Genomic DNA, 16,468 nt, shown 5'->3' on the forward strand with positions numbered 1-16,468 from the left:
GCACTGGGCCGCCACCGGAATCAGGAACCTCCCCCCTCAGGCCCCGATATACGCCTTGCGGACGTTCTCATTGCCCAGCATGGTCTCGCGGTCGCCTTCCATGACCAGTTGTCCGTTCTCCATCACGTAGGCCCGTGTGGCAATCTTCAGTGCCGCAAACGCATTCTGCTCGGCCAGCAGCACCGTGGTGCCAAGGCCGTTGATCTTCTGGATTGTTTCGAACATCTGCCGGACCACCAGCGGCGCCAGCCCCAGCGAAGGCTCGTCCAGCATCAGCAGCCTGGGACGGCCCATCATGGCGCGGCCAATGGCCACCATCTGCTGCTGGCCGCCGGACAGACTCCCGGCGGGCTGGTCCTTCTTCTCCTCCAGGATCGGATACAGCTCGTACATCTCCCGCAGGCGCTGGCGGTTGCCCTGCTTGTCGCGCCGGTGCACGTAGGCGCCCATCATCAGGTTCTCCTGCACGCTCATCTGCGGGAACAGCTTGCGGCCCTCGGCGCACTGCACCACGCCCGCCTCCACCACCGCGCTGGGTTTGAGGCCGTCGATACGGCGGCCGCCAAAGGCGATTTCACCCCGGGTGGGCCGGTTCAGTCCGCTGATGGTGTTGAACAGTGAACTCTTGCCGGCGCCGTTGGCGCCCAGCAACACCACCAGCTCGCCGGTTTCCACGGTCATGGCGATGTTGTTGAGGGCCTTGAAGCTGCCGTAGCAGACATCAACGTTATTAAGCTGCAGCATCGTCATCACTCCCCAGGTAGGCTTCGATCACGACCGGGTCGTTCCTGACCTGCTCCGGTGTGCCCTCGGAGATCTTCTCGCCGTGGTCCAGCACCATGATCTTGTCGGCTATGCCCATGATCATGTCCATCTTGTGTTCGATCAGGCAGACGGTAAGGCCGGACTTGACCATCTTGCGCATCAGGTCCGCCAGGCCCTCGGTCTCCTCCGGATTGACGCCGGCGGCCGGTTCGTCCAGCAGCACGATCTTGGGATCGGTGGCGAGGGCCAGGGCAAAGGCCACGCGCTTGCGCTCCTCCTGCGTGACATCGGCGATGAAGCGGTTCTCGACATGGGACAGGCCGACGAAATCCAGCACCTCCCGGGCCTTGTCGCGGCTGGCCTTCTCTTCCCGCTGCAGGCGTTTGGAGTTGATCAGCACGTCCCAGAGGCCGGAGCGGGTACGCAGCCGGTGCCCGACGATAAGGTTGTCCAGCACCGTGGCCTGCTCGAACAGGTTGGTGGTCTGGAAGGTGCGGGCCACCCCCAGCCGGGCGATCTGGTCACAGGGCTCCTCGGTGATGTCGACCCCATCCAGCACAATGCGCCCGGAGGTGGGCTTGTGGGTGCCGGCGATCAGGTTGAAGAAGGTGCTCTTGCCGGCGCCGTTGGGCCCGATGATGGCATTGACCTTATTGGCCTCGAAACGCACCGAGACATCGTTGACCGCCGCCAGGCCGCCAAACCGTTTGGTGAGATTGCTTACCTCAAGCATTGCTGTCGGCCTCCCGCTTGGTCAGGGTGTCATCGCTGACTTTGCTCTCCTTGTGCTTGTCCGCCGGTCTGAGCGCCTGCATCTTCTGGTGCATCCAGGTCAGGAAGGAGCCCACGATGCCGCGGGGGAAGAAGATCACCAGGATCACCAGCAGCGGCCCGAAGATGATCATCCGGTACTCCTCCAGGAACTGCAGCGACTGGGTGATCCAGACGATGCCGAGGGTACCCAGCAAAGGTCCCGACAGCGTGCCGATACCACCCACCAGCAGGTAGGTGATCATGTCGAAGGTGTGGTTGATGTTGGCCTCTTCCGGGCCAATGAACCGCACCATGCCGGCGTAGAGCGCACCGGCCAGGCCGGCGTAGGTGGTGGACAGCACGAACGCCAGCACCTTGTTGCGCATCAGGTTGATGCCCAGGGACTCGGCCAGCTGGTCACCGTTGCGGATGGCCAGGAAGGTGCGCCCCAGAAGCGAGCGCGACAGCCGCCCCATGAACCAGATGGCGAACACCAGGAAGGCCAGCACCAGGTAGTAGAAGGGTGTGGTCTCGGTGAAGTCCACCAGGCCGAAGCCGTTGGGCGCGGCGATGTCCCGCACGCCTATGGGGCCGTGGGTGAGTTCCTCCCACTTGTCCAGCACCAGATAGATGATGAACCCCACGCACAGGGTGAAGATGGCAAAGTAATGCTCTTTCAGCCGCAGCGAGACCACCCCTACCAGGAAACCCAGGAAGGCCGTCATCACCAGCGCCGCCAGGAACGCCGGCCAGAAGCTCCAGGCGTAGTCGGAAGTGAGCAGGCCCAGGGTGTAGGCGCCGATGGCGAAAAAGCCGCCGTGGGCCAGGTTGAGCTGACCACAGTAGCCGGTGATGATGTTCAGGCCGTAGACGGCAATGGCCCAGACGAACGCCGTTGCCATGACGTAGACCTGGTATTCGTTGGCGGCCACCAACGGAAAGACCAACGCCAGGATCAGCAGGGCGATCTTGGCCGCCGGGGTCATCAGCAGGGAAGCAAGTTTCAATAGCATGATCAGTGCGCCCCCTTCGCGAACAGCCCTTGCGGACGGACAGACAGGATGAACACCAGCAGGCCGAAGGCAATGATGTCCTTGTAGGCGGTGGAGATGTAGAAACCGCCGAAGGCCTCGGCAAAGCCGATGATCATGCCGCCGGCAATGGCACCGGGGATACTGCCCATGCCACCGAGGATGATGATCACGAACGCCTTCATGATCACCAGGTGGCCCATGGCCGGGTAGACCAGGTTGATGGGGGCATAGAGCGTTGCCGCGATGGCCGCCAGCGCGCCGGAGATGGCAAAGGTCATCATTGCCACCCGGTTGGCGTCGATGCCCACCAGGAAGGCGCCTTCACGGTTCTGCGCCATGGCGATGATGGTGGCGCCGGTCATGGTCTTGCGCAGGAACAGGTGCAGCGCCACCACCAGCACTACCGCGCCGATGATGATCAGCGCCCGCTGCTCGGGAATGATCAGGCCGTCGAAGTTCATGATGCCGGTGAAGGGCGACGCCATGCGACGGAAATCCGAGCCCCAGAACATCTGCACCACGGCTTCCAGGAACAGCAGGATGCCGATGGCGGCGATCTTGTCGTGGATCGGTGGGGAGTTGCGCAGCGGGTGGAAGACCAGGCGCTCACAGATGATGGCCAGCACTGCCACGATGACCGCGGAACCGGCCATGGCAAGCCAGTAGTGGACACCGATGTCGACCATCAGGAAGTAGGACATGAAGGCGCCCACCATGTAGAGCGCACCGTGGGCAAAGTTCGGGATATGCAGGATGCCGTAGACGAGCGTCAGGCCGAGGGCTACGAGACCGTAGATGCTCCCCAGGGTCAGCCCGTTGACCACCTGCTGGAAGAAAAGATTCAAGATCAGCCTCCCGTGGCATTGTTGTTATCGGGGGTTATTGAGCGTTGCCGCGGGTTGTCCGCGGCAACGGCTTGGTGGTGGCTCCGGCAGGAACCCACCTCTGACTTCAGATTACATCGTGAGCTTTTCCTGTCAATAGACAGAATATAATTCCGCTCTGCGGACTTTATAGCACGATTGGTGAGTTTTATTGAAACAGTAGCAGCCCTGCAGGCCGCCCCTCACGGTCCTCCGGCCAAGCCGGTTCAGGCGTTGCCGGCGCGTTTCCACTCTGCATCCTGGAGCGCCCGCCACATCAGCTTGCCGGTGGGGGATTTGGGCAGCTCGGGCACGAATTCGATGATCTCGGGCACCTTGTAGGCGGCCATCTCTTCCTTGCACCAGGCCGAGATGGCCTCCGCCGTGGTCTGGTCCTCGGCTTCCGGAGTCAGCACGATGCAGGCCTTGACCGTCTCGCCCCGGCGCGGATGCGGGGATGAGATCACGCAGCACTCCCGGATCGCCGGGTGGCGGTACATCAGGCTCTCCACCTCCGATGGCCAGACCTTGAAACCGGACGCGTTGATCATGCGTTTGACCCGGTCCACCATGAAGAAGTAGCCCTCTTCGTCGTAATAGCCCAGGTCGCCGGTGCGGAAGAAGCGCGTGCCGTCCAGCTCGATGAAGGCCGCGTCGGTTTCCGCCGGCCGCTTCCAGTAGCCCACAGTCACCTGCGGGCCATGGCTGACGATCTCCCCCACCTCGCCCGGCCCCTTCTCCGCAAGGGTGTCCACATCGATGATGCGGGCGTCCACATCGAACACCGGGATACCCAGGCACTGGGCCTTGGGCCGGTTGGGCGGGTTGATGTGGGTGGCGGCCATGGTCTCGGACAGGCCATAGCCCTCAATGTAGTCCAGCCCGGTCAGGTTGTGGAGCTTGCCGGCAATGGCTTCCGGCATGGCGGCGCCGCCCCCGCCTATGGTGTTGAGGCTGGACAGGTCGTACTGGCCTATCTCCGGATTGGAGAGGAAGTCCACCGCCATGGTGACGATGTTGGTCCAGCCGGTGACCCGGTAGCGCTCGATCAGCTTGGCCGCCACCGTGCGGTCCCAGCGGGTCATGATGACACTGGTGGAGCCGGAATAGATCGGGCTGTTCATCGAGCCCTGCATGCCGGTGACGTGGAAGAACGGCAGCGTTGCCAGTTGCACCGTGTCGGCGGTGCTCAGGTTCCAGAACGCCCGGTGCACCGCCGTGGCCATCACCGCCCGGTGCACGTGCATGCAGCCCTTGGGCGCGCCGGTGGTGCCGGAGCTGTAGGGAATCACCGCCAGGTCATCGGGCCCTGCAGTGTGTTCACCGGGCCGGTAGTTGCCGTTGAGGGCATCCTCCCAGCTGATGCAGCCCGGCGTCTTCAGCGGCTGCATGGGGGCGGCCACCTCCGGCGGCAGCGCCAGGTCGGTTTCGGTACGGAGGTAGCTGCTGTAGGCCGCCACCACCAGGTGACGCAAGTGAGTGGTTTCCAGCAGCGGCGCAATGAACCCGGCCAGCTCCTGGCCGGCCAGGCAGAGTTCGGCACCGGTATCGGCAATGTAGTGCTCGAGTTCGGCGTGGCGATTCATCGGATTGACCGGAATCACTACCGCATCGGCCCGCAGGATGGCGTAGTAGCTGATCACATACTGGGGCGAGTTCTGCATATACAGCAGCACCCGGTCGCCCTTCGCCACGCCCTGGCTTTGCAGGTAGCCCGCCAGCGCCTCCACCTCGTCCAGCAGTTCACGGTAGGTCAGTTTGCTGTCGTAGAAGATGATGGCGGTGTGGTCCGGGAAACGCCGGGCGGAAATCTCCAGGTTGGTGAAAACGCTGGTCCGGGGCAGCGTCATGGTCTTGGGCAGTTCCTTGGGCCAGACCTGATGGTGTCTTGTGAACGTCATTGTTGTTCTCCTGTGTCTTCCGTCGCGTGCCGCCCGACCATGCCGCGGGCGGCAACGGTCAAAGTGTGTCCAGCCGGTACTCGGTGGCGCCGTCCGGCAGGGTGTCCTCGCTGCGCAGCGGCGACACCGCGATGGCGTTCTCCCGCAACACCGTGACATCGGCGTCCGGAGTGACGATGTGCCGGGAGCTGCGTTCGAAGCTGAGCCACCAGTAGGGCAGGTTGCGACCGTCTTCGCCTGCCAGCAGCCGGGTGCGCTGGATCGAGCCGGTGGACTGGCGCGCCCAGCGCACGCCGGTGACCTCGCCGCTTCCACACGCCGGGAAATTCACGTTCCAGCAGCAGCGGCCCTGGTCCGGCGCCCGCCAGAGCTTGCGGATGACCCGCTCGCCCCAGGTCGCCACCGGCGACCAGTCCAGGCCGGCGCGGGTGAGGTAGGCCTGGCTCAGGGCGATGGCCGGAATGCCCATGTGCTCGGCGGTCAGCACCGCCCCCACCGTGCCCGAGTACTGCACCGAATCGCTGATATTGGCGCCGGTGTTGACCCCCGACAGCACCAGGTCCGGCGGGGTCTCGCCGAACCATTCCGCCAGCGCGAACAGCACGCAGTCGGCGGGGTTGCCGGAAATGGCGTAGCGGTTGTGGCCATGGCGGTAGGCCCGCAGCGGGTGCGACAGGGTGATGCTCTGGCCGGCACCGCTGCGGTCGTGCTCCGGCGCCACGATCCAGACCTCCTCGGCAAGCTCGCGGGCGATGTCCGCCAGCACCGCCAGGCCCGGGGCCGCGATGCCGTCGTCGTTGGTGATCAAAATGCGTTTCATCAGCGGGGTCCTGCTCATTGGCCGGTCCCCTTGCGCCCGCGCTGGGCAATCTGCCAGCCGATGTCCGCCAGCACATGGGCCCGTTTGCCCACCTCCAGGGCATCGGCGTTGGCGGCGTTGCCCGCCAGGGCGCGGGCATAGACCCCCTGCAGGATGGCCGCCAGCCGGAACAGCGAGAACGCCAGGAACACATGCCAGTCGGCGATGCCGGCGCGGCCGCTCTGCTCGCAATAACGCTGGATCACCTCCTGCTCGCCGGGCACACCCAGCTCGTCCAGGTTCTCCCCCACCAGGCCCCGGGAGCCCTCCAGGCCCGCCGGCAGGTGGTAGGGCAGGCAATAGTACGCCAGGTCCGCCAGCGGATGGCCGAGGGTGGACAGCTCCCAGTCCAGGATCGCCACCACCTCCGGCTTGTCCGGTGCCAGCATCAGATTGCCCAGGCGGTAGTCGCCGTGGGCAATGGCGCATTCGTCGCTGGCGGGCAGGTGGTCCGGCAGCCAGGCCATGAGCTTGTCCATGGCGGGCATCTCGTCGGTTTGGGAGGCCTGGTACTGCTTGCTCCAGCGCGCCACCTGGCGGGCGACGTAGCCTTCCGGGCGACCGAAGTCCGCCAGCCCGACGGCGTTCACGTCCACCGAATGCAGCTGCGCCAGGGTGTCCATCGCGGCATGGTGGACCGGGCGGCGTTCCTCCGGGCCCAGGGCGGTCAGGGCGGGATGGCTGACCACCCGGCCCGGCATGAAGTCCATGACGTAGAAGGGCGTACCGATGACCGCGCTGTCCTCGCACAGTACCCGGGCGGTGGGCACCGGCACTTCAGTATGCTGCGACAGCGCCCGGATCACGCGGTACTCCCGCTCCACCATGTGGGCCGACGGCAGGGTCTTGCCAGGCGGTTTCTTGCGCAGCACATAGCGTCCGGCCGCGGTTTCCAGCATGAAGGTGGGGTTGGACTGGCCACCCTGGAACTGCTTGATCCCGAGTTCGTTACCGGTGCCCGGCATGGCCTGCTGTAGCCAGTCCAGCAGCCGCACCTCGTCGAAACGATGGGCGTCCAGCACCGGCACCAGGTTGGGTTCCATGGTCTTGAGTTTCATGCCGCCCTCACCCTACGGTCTCGCCGCCATCGGCGACGATCACCTGGCCGGTGATATAGGCACTGGCCGGGGTGGCCAGGAATACCGCCAGGCCGGCGATGTCCACCGGCTCACCGATGCGGCGCAGCGGGGTCTTTTCCTCGGCGCGCTTGACCCGCACCGGATCGTCCACCAGGGCCTTGGCGAAGTCGGTCCGCACCAGCCCCGGCGCGATCGAGTTCACCCGGATACCCCGCGGCCCCCACTCCACCGCCAGGTTGCGGGCCAGTGCGGCCTCGGCGGCCTTGGACACGCCGTAGGTGCCGATCACGGTATTGCCGCGAATACCGGCAATGCTGGACAGCAGGATGACATTGCCGTCGCCGCGCTCCGCCATGTGGGGCAGTACCATCTGGGTAAGCCAGAAGGTGCCCTTGACGTTGGTGTCCATGATCTTGTCCCAGGCCTCGTCGGTCATCTCCTGGGTGGGACCGTAAACTGGGTTGGTGGCGGCATTGCACACCAGAGTGTCTATGCGGCCCCAGGTTTCCAGGGTCTTGTCCACCAGGTTCTGCAGATCCGCTTTCCTGCCGACGTGGCAGGGCACGGCGATGGCCTCGAAACCCTGGGCCTTGAGTTCGCCGGCCACCTGTTCACAGGCCTCGGCCTTGCGGCTGGAGATCACCACCCGGGCGCCACAGCGTGCCATCTCCTCGGCGATGGCACGGCCGATGCCCTTGGTGGAACCGGTGATCAGGGCGACCTTGCCAGTCATGTCGAAAAGGGGATTGGTCATGTCACTGTCCTCACGCGTTGCTGGCTTTCGGGTAGTCCCGCAGCTCGATCTTGGCAATGCTGTCCAGATGGACCTCGTCCGGGCCATCGGCAAAGCGCAGGGTCCGCACGTGGGCCCAGGCCGCCGCCAGGAAGCTGTCCTGACTCACGCCCAGGGCGCCATGGGCCTGCATCGAGCGGTCCAGTACGTTGAGCGCCATGTTGGGCGCCACCACCTTGATCATGGCGATTTCCTGGCGCGCCACCTTGTTACCGACGGTGTCCATCATGTGGGCCGCCTTCAGGGTCAGCAGCCGGGCCTGCTCGATCTCCAGGCGCGAGCGGGCGATGTCTTTGCGGATGGAGTCGAAACGCACCAGCTGTTTGCCGAAGGCCTCGCGCTCGTGGACCCGCTGGCACATGGCCTCCAGTGCGCGTTCGGCAACCCCGATGGTGCGCATGCAGTGGTGGATGCGGCCCGGCCCCAGGCGGCCCTGGGCGATCTCGAAGCCACGGCCCTCGCCCAGGAGGATGTTGGCGGCCGGCACCCGGACATTGTCATAGTGGATCTCGGCGTGGCCGTGGGGCGCGTGGTCGTAACCAAACACCGTGAGCGGGCGCTCGATCTTCACCCCCGGGGTGTCCAGCGGTACCAGGATCATCGACTGCTGCTGGTGGCGGGCGGCCCCGGGGTCGGTCTTGCCCATCACGATGGCGATCTTGCAGGTGGTGGTCATGGCGCCGGAGGACCACCACTTGCGGCCGTTGACCACGTACTCGTCCCCCTCACGGCGGATCTCGGTGGCGATGTTGGTGGCATCGGAGGAAGCCACGCCCGGCTCGGTCATGGAGAAGCAGGAGCGGATCTCGCCATCGAGCAGCGGCTTTAGCCACCGGTCCTGGTGCTCCTTGCTGCCGTAGCGGGCCAGCACTTCCATGTTGCCGGTATCCGGCGCCGAGCAGTTGAACACTTCCGGTGCCATGTGGGAGCGGCCCATCACCTCGCACAGGTGGGCATACTCAAAGTTGGTCAGACCGGCACCGAACTCGCTCTCCGGCAGGAACAGGTTCCACAGGCCGGCGGCCTTGGCCTTGCCCTTGAGCTCCTCGAGGATCGGGGTCGGCTCCCAGCGGTTGCCCTCATTGATCTGCTCGTGGTGCAGGTGCTCGTTGGGGTAGACGTACTCCGCCATGAAGTCGATGACCTGCTGGCGCAGCTGCTTGGCTTTATCGGACAGTTCAAACATGGTGTTGGCCTCTGTTGTGGTCGGGTGCGGCCTCTATAAAAGCCGGTTGTCGGGGCTGCGGAAGGGCTAGATGGGCACGCCCTCCGGGCTCTCGCTGCCGGAGCGCAGCCGGTAGGTGCCCTCGGCGATGGCCAGCAGGTTGCCGTCGGCATCCCGGACCTCGCCGGTACTGTTGAAGATGCGGCTGCCGCCGGCGCGCTTCTCGCCGGTGACCCGGATTACCCCGCCGGAGCACTGGCCGGTGAAGGTGGTGGTCAACGACAGAGTGATGGCCTTGCGCATGCGGCCGGGGAACGGGCAGTAGGTCCCGGCCTCGGCCAGGGCGATGTCCAGCAGCGAGGTGAGCACCCCGCCATGCACCACGCCGCCCAGGTTAAGGTGCTCGGGCCGAAGCTCCAGCTCGATGGTGGCGGTGGTCTCGTCCCAGGCCACCTGGCGATAGCCCAGCAAGCGATGGAAGCCCGGCAGGTCCTGGCCGCCGGAAATGAACGGCCGGTCGGAGTTGTCGCTCATCACACTTTCATCCCCGGCAGGTTGAGGGAGGCGGTGTTGCCGCCATCCACCGCCAGCGCCTGGCCGGTGATGAAACTGGCATCGTCGCTGACAAGGAACAGGATAGCAGCGGCGATCTCCTCCGGCGCGCCATATCGGCGCAGCTCGGCACGGGCGCCCAGTTTGTGGGCCTTTTCGTTGGCACGGGCATACTCGAAGATGGGCCGGGTCATGCCGGTTTCCACCAGGCCCGGGCAGACCGCGTTGACCCGCACGTTGTCACCCCCCAGGTCGCAGGCGGCGGTCATGGTGAGGTTGATGACGCCGGCCTTGGAGGCGCTGTAGGCGTTGCCACCGGCGCCGGAGCGGATGCCCGCCACCGAGGCGGTATTGACGATGGCGCCCAGGCGGCGCGCCTGCATATGGGGCGCCACATGCTTGATGAACAGCATGGGCCCGATCAGGTTGACCCCGAGGATACGGTCCCACTCGGAGCGGTCCTGGTCGGTGATGGGCGGGTGGCGGCCGGCGATGCCAGCGTTGTTGCAGAGCACGTCAATGCGCTGGAACTGCTTGAGGGCGTCGGCCACCACCGCCTCCACCTGGGCCTCGTCGGAGACATCCATCACCCGGCGCAGGACTTCACTGCCTTCCGGCAGCATGCCTTCGGTTTCCACCAGACCGGCCTCGGACTGGTCGATGATCACCAGCCGGGCACCTTCCCGGGCCAGCCGCAACGCGGTGGCCTGGCCAATGCCACTGCCGGCGCCGGTGACAATCGCCACCCGTTCGCTGAAACGCATCATGGGATGCTCCTGTGGTTCTCAGTTTCTTGTTGGCGGGACTCCGGACCCAAAGCTGCATTTAATTTGTCACGGCTTCCGGTTTTGAGTCAATATAAACGGAAATTAATTTCACTAGACAAAACATACTTTGAATTAGTAGGCGAAAATGCAAGCAATCATCCGTCAAATGCCGGTACATGCACCGCTGAACGACACCGAAACCCTGGAATCCTTCGGCGAACGCCTGCAGTACCTGGCCCGTCACCAGCCTCGCAAACTGGCGCTGGTGGATGAGCAGGGCAGTCTGACCTGGGGTGAGCTGGTGGCCCGCAGCAACCGCATCGCCAACCGTCTGCGGGCCGCCGGCCTGGAAGCCGGCGACACGGTGGCGGGACTGTCGGAGAACAGCGCCGACTACGTGGCGCTGTTCCTCGGCACCCTCACCGCCGGCGGCTGCATGGTGCCGCTGTCCGGCATGGCCAGCGGCGAGACCCTGGCGCTGATGATCAACGACTGCGACACCCGTTTCCTGTTCGTCTCCCGCCGCAACCAGGCGCTGCTGGAGCAGTGCCGGGCGCAGCTGCAACGGGTACCGCCGGAAAATCGCATCGGACTCGGCTTCCGGCCGGCGGACAGCGACCAGGACCTGGACGACTGGCTGGCGGACACACCGGCCACCACGGCGCCGGCACCGGTAACCCTGGATGACGCCTTCAACATCATCTACAGCTCCGGCACCACCGGCACGCCCAAGGGCATCCTGCACGACTACCGCTTCCGCGCCCGGCAGATCCGCCGCATGACCACCTACGGCCTGGACCGGGACTGCATCAACCTGGTCAGTACGCCGCTGTATTCCAACACCACCCTGGTGTCGGTGCTGCCCACCCTGTTCAATGGCGGCACCCTGGTGCTGATGGCCAAGTTCGACGCCCGCCGCTTCCTGGAGCTGGCGGAGCACCATCGGGTCAGCCATGCCATGCTGGTGCCGGTGCAATACCAGCGCATCCTGGCGGATCCGGAATTCGACCGCTTCGACCTGTCCAGTTTCCAGCTCAAGCTGTCCACCAGTGCGCCCCTGCGGGCGGCGGTGATTTCCGACGCCATGGCCCGCTGGCCCGGCAACCTGCGGGAGGTCTACGGCCTCACCGAGGGGGGCATCTCCACCAGCCTCGACTGCGCCGCCCACCCTGACAAATGGGACACCGTGGGCCGGCCCACCGAAGGCTCGGAAGTGCGCATCATCGATGACCAGGGCCGCGAGCTGCCGGTTGGCAGGACCGGCGAGATCGTGGGGCGCGCCGGCGCCATGATGCGGGGCTACTACAACCGCGAAGAACAGACCCGGGAGATGCTCTGGCGCAGCCCCGAGGGCCTGGTGTTCTACCGCAGCGGCGACATGGGACGGCTCGATCAGGATGGTTTTCTCACCATCCTGGACCGGCGCAAGGACATGATCATCTCCGGCGGTTTCAACATCTATGCGGTGGACCTGGAGAAAATCCTGCTGGGCCATCCCGACGTGGCGGACGTGGCGGTCATCGGCGTTCCCAGCGAGCAGTGGGGCGAGACCCCGCTGGGCCTGGTGGAGATGCGCCCCGGCGCAGCCACCAGCGAGGCCGAACTGCTGGACTGGGCGAACCAGCGCCTGGGCAAGGCCCAGCGCCTGTCCGCCATCGAGTTCCGGGAGCAACTGCCCCGCAGCACCATCGGCAAGGTGCTCAAGCGGGAGCTGAAGGAGCCTTACTGGCGCTGAGCGCTGCCGCCAGGCAGGCGATCCAGGGCCCGGCGGCAATCGTCCGAGCGCAGACGGTCGGCAAAGGTGTCGCGTTCCCGGTTGAGGGCCTGCACCGTCAGTTCCTGCCAGGGCGCCTTCAGTAGCCGCTTGCTGGTGCGCAGCGCCTGCCGCGGCTTGCGGGCAAGATCCCGGGCCCGGGCCAGGGCCTCGACGGTGGCCTCGCCGTCCGCCACCACCACACTGACCAGGCCGCAGTCCCGGGCCGGGACCGCGGTCAGGGTTTCCCCCATCAATAGCAAGCCGGCAGCCTGGCGGAAGCCCAGGTGCAAGGGCATGGTGACGGTGGAGGCCGCCTCAGGACACAGACCCAGGTCAACGAAGGGCGTGCGGAACACCGCCGATTCGGCCGCAACCACCCAGTCGCAGTGCAGCAGCAGCGTGGTGCCGATACCGATGGCCAAGCCCTCCACCGCCGCAATCACCGGTGTATCACAGGCCATCAGACGCTCGATGAACGCCAGCCCGGCCGAGGGCTCGGGGTTGTCGGCGGTGGCACGGGCGCGGAAATCGTCCAGGTCGTTGCCGGCGGTGAACTGGCCCCCTTGACCGGAAATGACGATGGCATGGACCGACTCATCGTCCGCGGCCAGGTCCAATGCATCCGCCAGGGCCTGGTACATGGCCCGGGTCAGGGCGTTCCTCTTCTCGGGGCGGGCGATGGTCAGATGAGCCACGCCGGATTCCTGTTCCACTTGAATCATGATGCTCAGCCTGTTTTCGAGGTTTTACAAAACAGGGTTTCACAGAAGGCGTGGCTATGCCAGCGGCGCGGCGTCTTGGCGTACCCGCAACGGCACCTGGCTCCGGACTGATCTATGCTGACGGAGTAGCAGCACCTGTCAGCGCTGTGACCCGAGTCCTCCCGGGGGTCGCCCAGGTTGGAGACGAAGCCGATTCGGGTATTGCAAATGGGTGTCTGTGTGATAAATTCCAAGAATTCAGATTCGTTCTGCAACCAAGAATTCCGCACAGCAAAACGTATACGATAAAACTCAGAGCACTCGCACAACAACAAAGAGGCCATCGCATGAACACGCTTTCCCTATTCCGTAGCAAACTGACCCTCTACGCCTCCGCCCTGACCCTGGGGCTGGGCGTCGCACTGGCGGGCAACCAGGCCGCCGCCGCCGACAAAGTCACCTGGAAGGTGCAGTCCCACTGGCCCGGTTCCAGCAGCTCCTATGAGGACAGCCTGGGCCGCCTCAAACGGGTGCTGGAAGAACGCACCGATGGCCGCCTGGAGCTCCAGCTGTTTGAATCCGGCGCGTTGTTCAAGCCCAAGGAGACCTTCAATGCGGTCAGCCGTGGCATCCTTGAAATGGGCACCATCTCCCCGGCCTACGCTCAGGACAAGATGACCCTGGCCGGCATCGCTTCCGGCCTGCCGTTCGCCTTCCGCAATGTCTGGGAGGCCGCGTACTTCCACCAGGGCCTGGGCTTTGAGCAGATGCTTCGGGACGAGGCCGCGCAGTACGGCGTCTACTGGGCCACCGACAAGGTCTACCCCACCGAGATGGTGGTCAAGAAGCCCATCAACAGCTGGGAGGATTTCACCAGCCTGAAGATCCGTTCGTCCGGCGCACTCCAGAAGTTCCTCACCGAGGCCGGCGCCGCCGCTTCCTACATCCCCGGTGGCGAGCTCTACACCGCACTGGATTCCGGCGTGGTGGACGGCGCCCACTGGGGCGCTGCCCAGGGCGCCTACAGTATGGGCCTGTACGAGGTGGCCAAGCACCACGTGCTGCCGCCGCTGAACATTGCCGGTACCGACGTGATCATCGTCAGCCAGAAGGCGCTGGACAAACTGCCGGAGGACATGCAGGCCATCGTCAAGCAGGCCCTGGAAGAGCAGTTCTGGTTCCGCACCAACGAGTACCAGTACAAGGAGCGGGTCACCCTGGCCAAGGCCATCGAGGAACTGGGTGTTGAGGTCAACCGCATGCCGATTGATGTCCAGGCCCGTCTCGTGGAGACCGCCCAGTCCATGTGGGATGCCGAAGGTGAGCGCAGTGACAAGGCCGCCGAAGCGCTGACCATGCTCAAGGGTTACCTGACAGAGCTGGGTTACCTGTAATCGACCGGCCCCTGTTCCGGGGCCTACAGGCAGGCCGGGCAGCCCAAGCTCCGGCCTGCGCTGTTGCTGAACAATCCAGGAGGCTCTGAAAAACCCCCTGTCATCGCAGGCGCCCAGGGCGTTTTCCAGAGCTTCACCAACATCCCGGAGGTTTGCCATGAGGGCGCTCACCGCGTTCATGAACGGCGTTACCAGACTCAATGATCTTATCGGGCGATGGATCGCCTGGCTGGTGGCAGGGATGTTCGTGTTTCTGTTGCTGGAAGTGGGTTTCCGCTACCTGCTGAACTCCCCCACCGTATGGACGAACGAGCTGACCCAGATGCTGTTCGGCATCTACGCGGTCATGTCCGGCGGTTACATCATGGCCCACCGCGGCCATGTCAACGTGGACCTGCTGCACAGCCACCTCCGCCCGCGGGTACGGGCGGTGGTGGATATTCTGACCTCCAGCGTGTTTTTCATCTTCACCCTGGCCCTGCTGTACTTCGGGGTCCAGATGGCCGCCGAGTCCATCAGCAGCTGGGAAACCTCCTACTCCGCCTGGAACCCGCCGATCTGGCCGGTCAAGCTGGCCATCCCGGTGGGTACCGCGCTGCTGATGCTGCAGGGGCTGGTGAAGCTGCTGGAGGACATCGCCATTGCCTTCGACCTGAGCTATTACCGGCCGGCGCCGGAAGCCGACGACACCGACCACCCGATTCCCGAGGAGAGCAGTCGTGAGTATTGAGATCCTGACCCTGCTGTTCTTCGGCTCGCTGCTGTTTTTCCTGCTGCTGGGCCTGCCCCTGGCCTTTGTGCTGGGCGGTGTCTCGGTGGTATTCCTCTACTTCACCTGGGGTTTTGACTCCTTCTACATGGTGGCGTCCCAGATCTGGGGCACCATGGGCAGCTTTACCCTGGTGGCGATACCCCTGTTCGTGTTCATGGCCATGATCCTGGAGCGGACCGGGGTGGCCAATGACCTCTACCGCATGATGCAGTTGTGGTGGGGCGGCGTGCGGGGCGGCCTGGCCATCGGCACCCTGTTCATCTGCGCCATCTTCGCCGCCATGTGCGGTATCAGCGGCGCCGCCGTGGTGGCCATGGGCACCATCGCCCTGCCCTCGATGCTGGCAAGGGGCTACGACAAGAACATGGCCCTGGGCTGCATCAACACCGGTGGCGGCTGGGGCATCCTGATCCCGCCCAGCATCCTGATGATCCTTTACGCGCTGATCACCGGCGTCTCGGTGGGCAAGATGTTCGCCGCCGGTATCCTGCCGGGGATTCTGCTGATGGTGCTCACCATCGGCTACATCGTCATCCGCTGCTACTTCCAGCCACACCTGGCACCGGCGCTGGGGCCGGAGGAGAAAGCCTCCTGGGCCGAGAAGTTCCGGGCCCTGCGGGCGGTGATCCTGCCCATCCTGATCGTGGTGATGGTGCTGGGCTCCATCATCGGCGGCATCACCACCCCCACCGAGGCCGCGGCCGTGGGGGTCCTGGGCTCGCTGATCTCGGCCCTGGTGTACCGCAAGTTCAGCTGGGACCTGATCTCCGATGCCTCGGTGCGCACCTTCAAGCTCACCGGCATGATCATGTGGATCCTGTTCGCCGCCCACGCCTTCAGCGCCGCCTACCAGAGCATGGGTGCCCAGGCGCTGATCGAAAGCCTGATGCAGGGCATTCCGGGCGGGCCCTGGGGCATCATCATCGCCATGCTGCTGATCACCTTCCTGCTGGCCATGGTGCTGGACCCGGTGGGCATCATGCTGATCACCCTGCCCGTGTTCATGCCCATCGTGGAGTCGCTGGGTTTTGATCCGATCTGGTTCGGCATCCTGTTTGTGATCAACATGGAGATCGGCTACATGACGCCGCCGTTCGGCTTCAACCTCTTCTACCTGAAGGGGGTGGTGCCACCGGACATCACCATGAAGGACATCTATCGCTCCATCATTCCGTTCGTGCTGGTGGAGATTGTCGGGCTGATCCTGATCATGATCTTCCCGCAGATTGCCACCTACCTGCCGGACCTGTTCTTCTGAGTCCGCTGTAACCGGCTGGAAACGCTCCGGCGCCCCTTCGGCGGCGGAGCGTTTCC

16 protein-coding genes are annotated in these 16,468 nt (G+C 64.8%); 4 read left to right on the forward strand and 12 right to left on the reverse strand.

Annotated features, from left to right (window positions below; translation table 11 throughout):
• Positions 1-36: 36 nt before the first annotated feature.
• The 11 genes from R3280_RS04910 to R3280_RS04960 all read right to left on the reverse strand — a co-directional run bounded on the left by R3280_RS04910 (position 37) and on the right by R3280_RS04960 (position 10,531).
• Positions 37-744, reverse strand: a complete 708-nt coding sequence (locus tag R3280_RS04910; RefSeq protein ID WP_318997464.1) for an ABC transporter ATP-binding protein — start codon at positions 742-744, stop codon at positions 37-39.
• Positions 731-1,498 (reverse strand): ABC transporter ATP-binding protein, encoded by a 768-nt coding sequence (locus R3280_RS04915; RefSeq protein WP_318997465.1) that lies wholly within the window; start codon positions 1,496-1,498, stop codon positions 731-733. Before R3280_RS04915 ends, R3280_RS04910 begins: the two co-directional genes overlap by 14 nt.
• Positions 1,491-2,531 (reverse strand): branched-chain amino acid ABC transporter permease, encoded by a 1,041-nt coding sequence (locus R3280_RS04920; protein WP_318997466.1) that lies wholly within the window; start codon positions 2,529-2,531, stop codon positions 1,491-1,493. Before R3280_RS04920 ends, R3280_RS04915 begins: the two co-directional genes overlap by 8 nt.
• Positions 2,532-2,533: 2 nt before the next feature.
• Positions 2,534-3,397 carry a branched-chain amino acid ABC transporter permease gene (locus tag R3280_RS04925; RefSeq protein WP_318997467.1) on the reverse strand — a complete coding sequence of 288 codons (864 nt, stop codon included), beginning with the start codon at positions 3,395-3,397 and terminating at the stop codon, positions 2,534-2,536.
• 245 nt (positions 3,398-3,642) lie between these two features.
• Positions 3,643-5,316, reverse strand: coding sequence for a long-chain fatty acid--CoA ligase (locus R3280_RS04930; RefSeq protein WP_318997468.1), 1,674 nt, complete (start codon positions 5,314-5,316; stop codon positions 3,643-3,645).
• A gap of 58 nt (positions 5,317-5,374) precedes the next feature.
• Entirely contained in the window at positions 5,375-6,136 is a 762-nt protein-coding gene (gene surE / locus R3280_RS04935) for a 5'/3'-nucleotidase SurE (protein WP_318997469.1), read from the reverse strand.
• Positions 6,137-6,150: 14 nt separating this feature from the next.
• Complete coding sequence (locus R3280_RS04940) at positions 6,151-7,233, reverse strand: phosphotransferase (RefSeq protein ID WP_318997470.1); 1,083 nt, start codon at positions 7,231-7,233, stop codon at positions 6,151-6,153.
• 7 nt (positions 7,234-7,240) lie between these two features.
• Positions 7,241-8,008, reverse strand: a complete 768-nt coding sequence (locus R3280_RS04945; protein WP_318997471.1) for an SDR family oxidoreductase — start codon at positions 8,006-8,008, stop codon at positions 7,241-7,243.
• 10 nt (positions 8,009-8,018) lie between these two features.
• The gene (locus tag R3280_RS04950; protein WP_318997472.1) at positions 8,019-9,233 is read right to left on the reverse strand and encodes an acyl-CoA dehydrogenase family protein; all 1,215 of its coding nucleotides are present in this window, start codon (positions 9,231-9,233) and stop codon (positions 8,019-8,021) included.
• Between the two features lie 66 nt (positions 9,234-9,299).
• Positions 9,300-9,746, reverse strand: a complete 447-nt coding sequence (locus R3280_RS04955) for a PaaI family thioesterase (RefSeq protein WP_318997473.1) — start codon at positions 9,744-9,746, stop codon at positions 9,300-9,302.
• Positions 9,746-10,531, reverse strand: a complete 786-nt coding sequence (locus R3280_RS04960) for an SDR family oxidoreductase (protein ID WP_318997474.1) — start codon at positions 10,529-10,531, stop codon at positions 9,746-9,748. The genes R3280_RS04955 and R3280_RS04960 overlap by 1 nt, the downstream gene beginning before the upstream one ends.
• A gap of 166 nt (positions 10,532-10,697) precedes the next feature.
• Between R3280_RS04960 and R3280_RS04965 the strand changes: the two genes are divergently transcribed.
• The gene (locus R3280_RS04965; protein WP_318997475.1) at positions 10,698-12,266 is read left to right on the forward strand and encodes a class I adenylate-forming enzyme family protein; all 1,569 of its coding nucleotides are present in this window, start codon (positions 10,698-10,700) and stop codon (positions 12,264-12,266) included.
• On the opposite strand, the gene R3280_RS04970 is transcribed toward R3280_RS04965, so the two are convergent.
• A complete protein-coding gene (locus tag R3280_RS04970; protein WP_318997476.1) occupies positions 12,254-13,009 on the reverse strand; it encodes an enoyl-CoA hydratase/isomerase family protein in 756 nt (251 codons plus the stop codon). The two genes, R3280_RS04965 and R3280_RS04970, sit on opposite strands and share 13 nt — an antisense overlap.
• Positions 13,010-13,335: 326 nt before the next feature.
• Between R3280_RS04970 and dctP the strand changes: the two genes are divergently transcribed.
• From dctP to R3280_RS04985, 3 genes are all read left to right on the forward strand, one after another.
• Positions 13,336-14,382, forward strand: coding sequence for a TRAP transporter substrate-binding protein DctP (dctP, locus tag R3280_RS04975; protein WP_318997477.1), 1,047 nt, complete (start codon positions 13,336-13,338; stop codon positions 14,380-14,382).
• A 157-nt stretch (positions 14,383-14,539) separates the two neighbouring features.
• Positions 14,540-15,112, forward strand: coding sequence for a TRAP transporter small permease subunit (locus R3280_RS04980; RefSeq protein ID WP_318997478.1), 573 nt, complete (start codon positions 14,540-14,542; stop codon positions 15,110-15,112).
• A complete protein-coding gene (locus R3280_RS04985) occupies positions 15,102-16,412 on the forward strand; it encodes a TRAP transporter large permease subunit (protein WP_318997479.1) in 1,311 nt (436 codons plus the stop codon). The genes R3280_RS04980 and R3280_RS04985 overlap by 11 nt, the downstream gene beginning before the upstream one ends.
• Positions 16,413-16,468 lie beyond the last annotated feature (56 nt).

The organism is Marinobacter sp. (genome assembly GCF_033722195.1).
In the GTDB taxonomy this organism is placed as follows: domain Bacteria; phylum Pseudomonadota; class Gammaproteobacteria; order Pseudomonadales; family Oleiphilaceae; genus Marinobacter.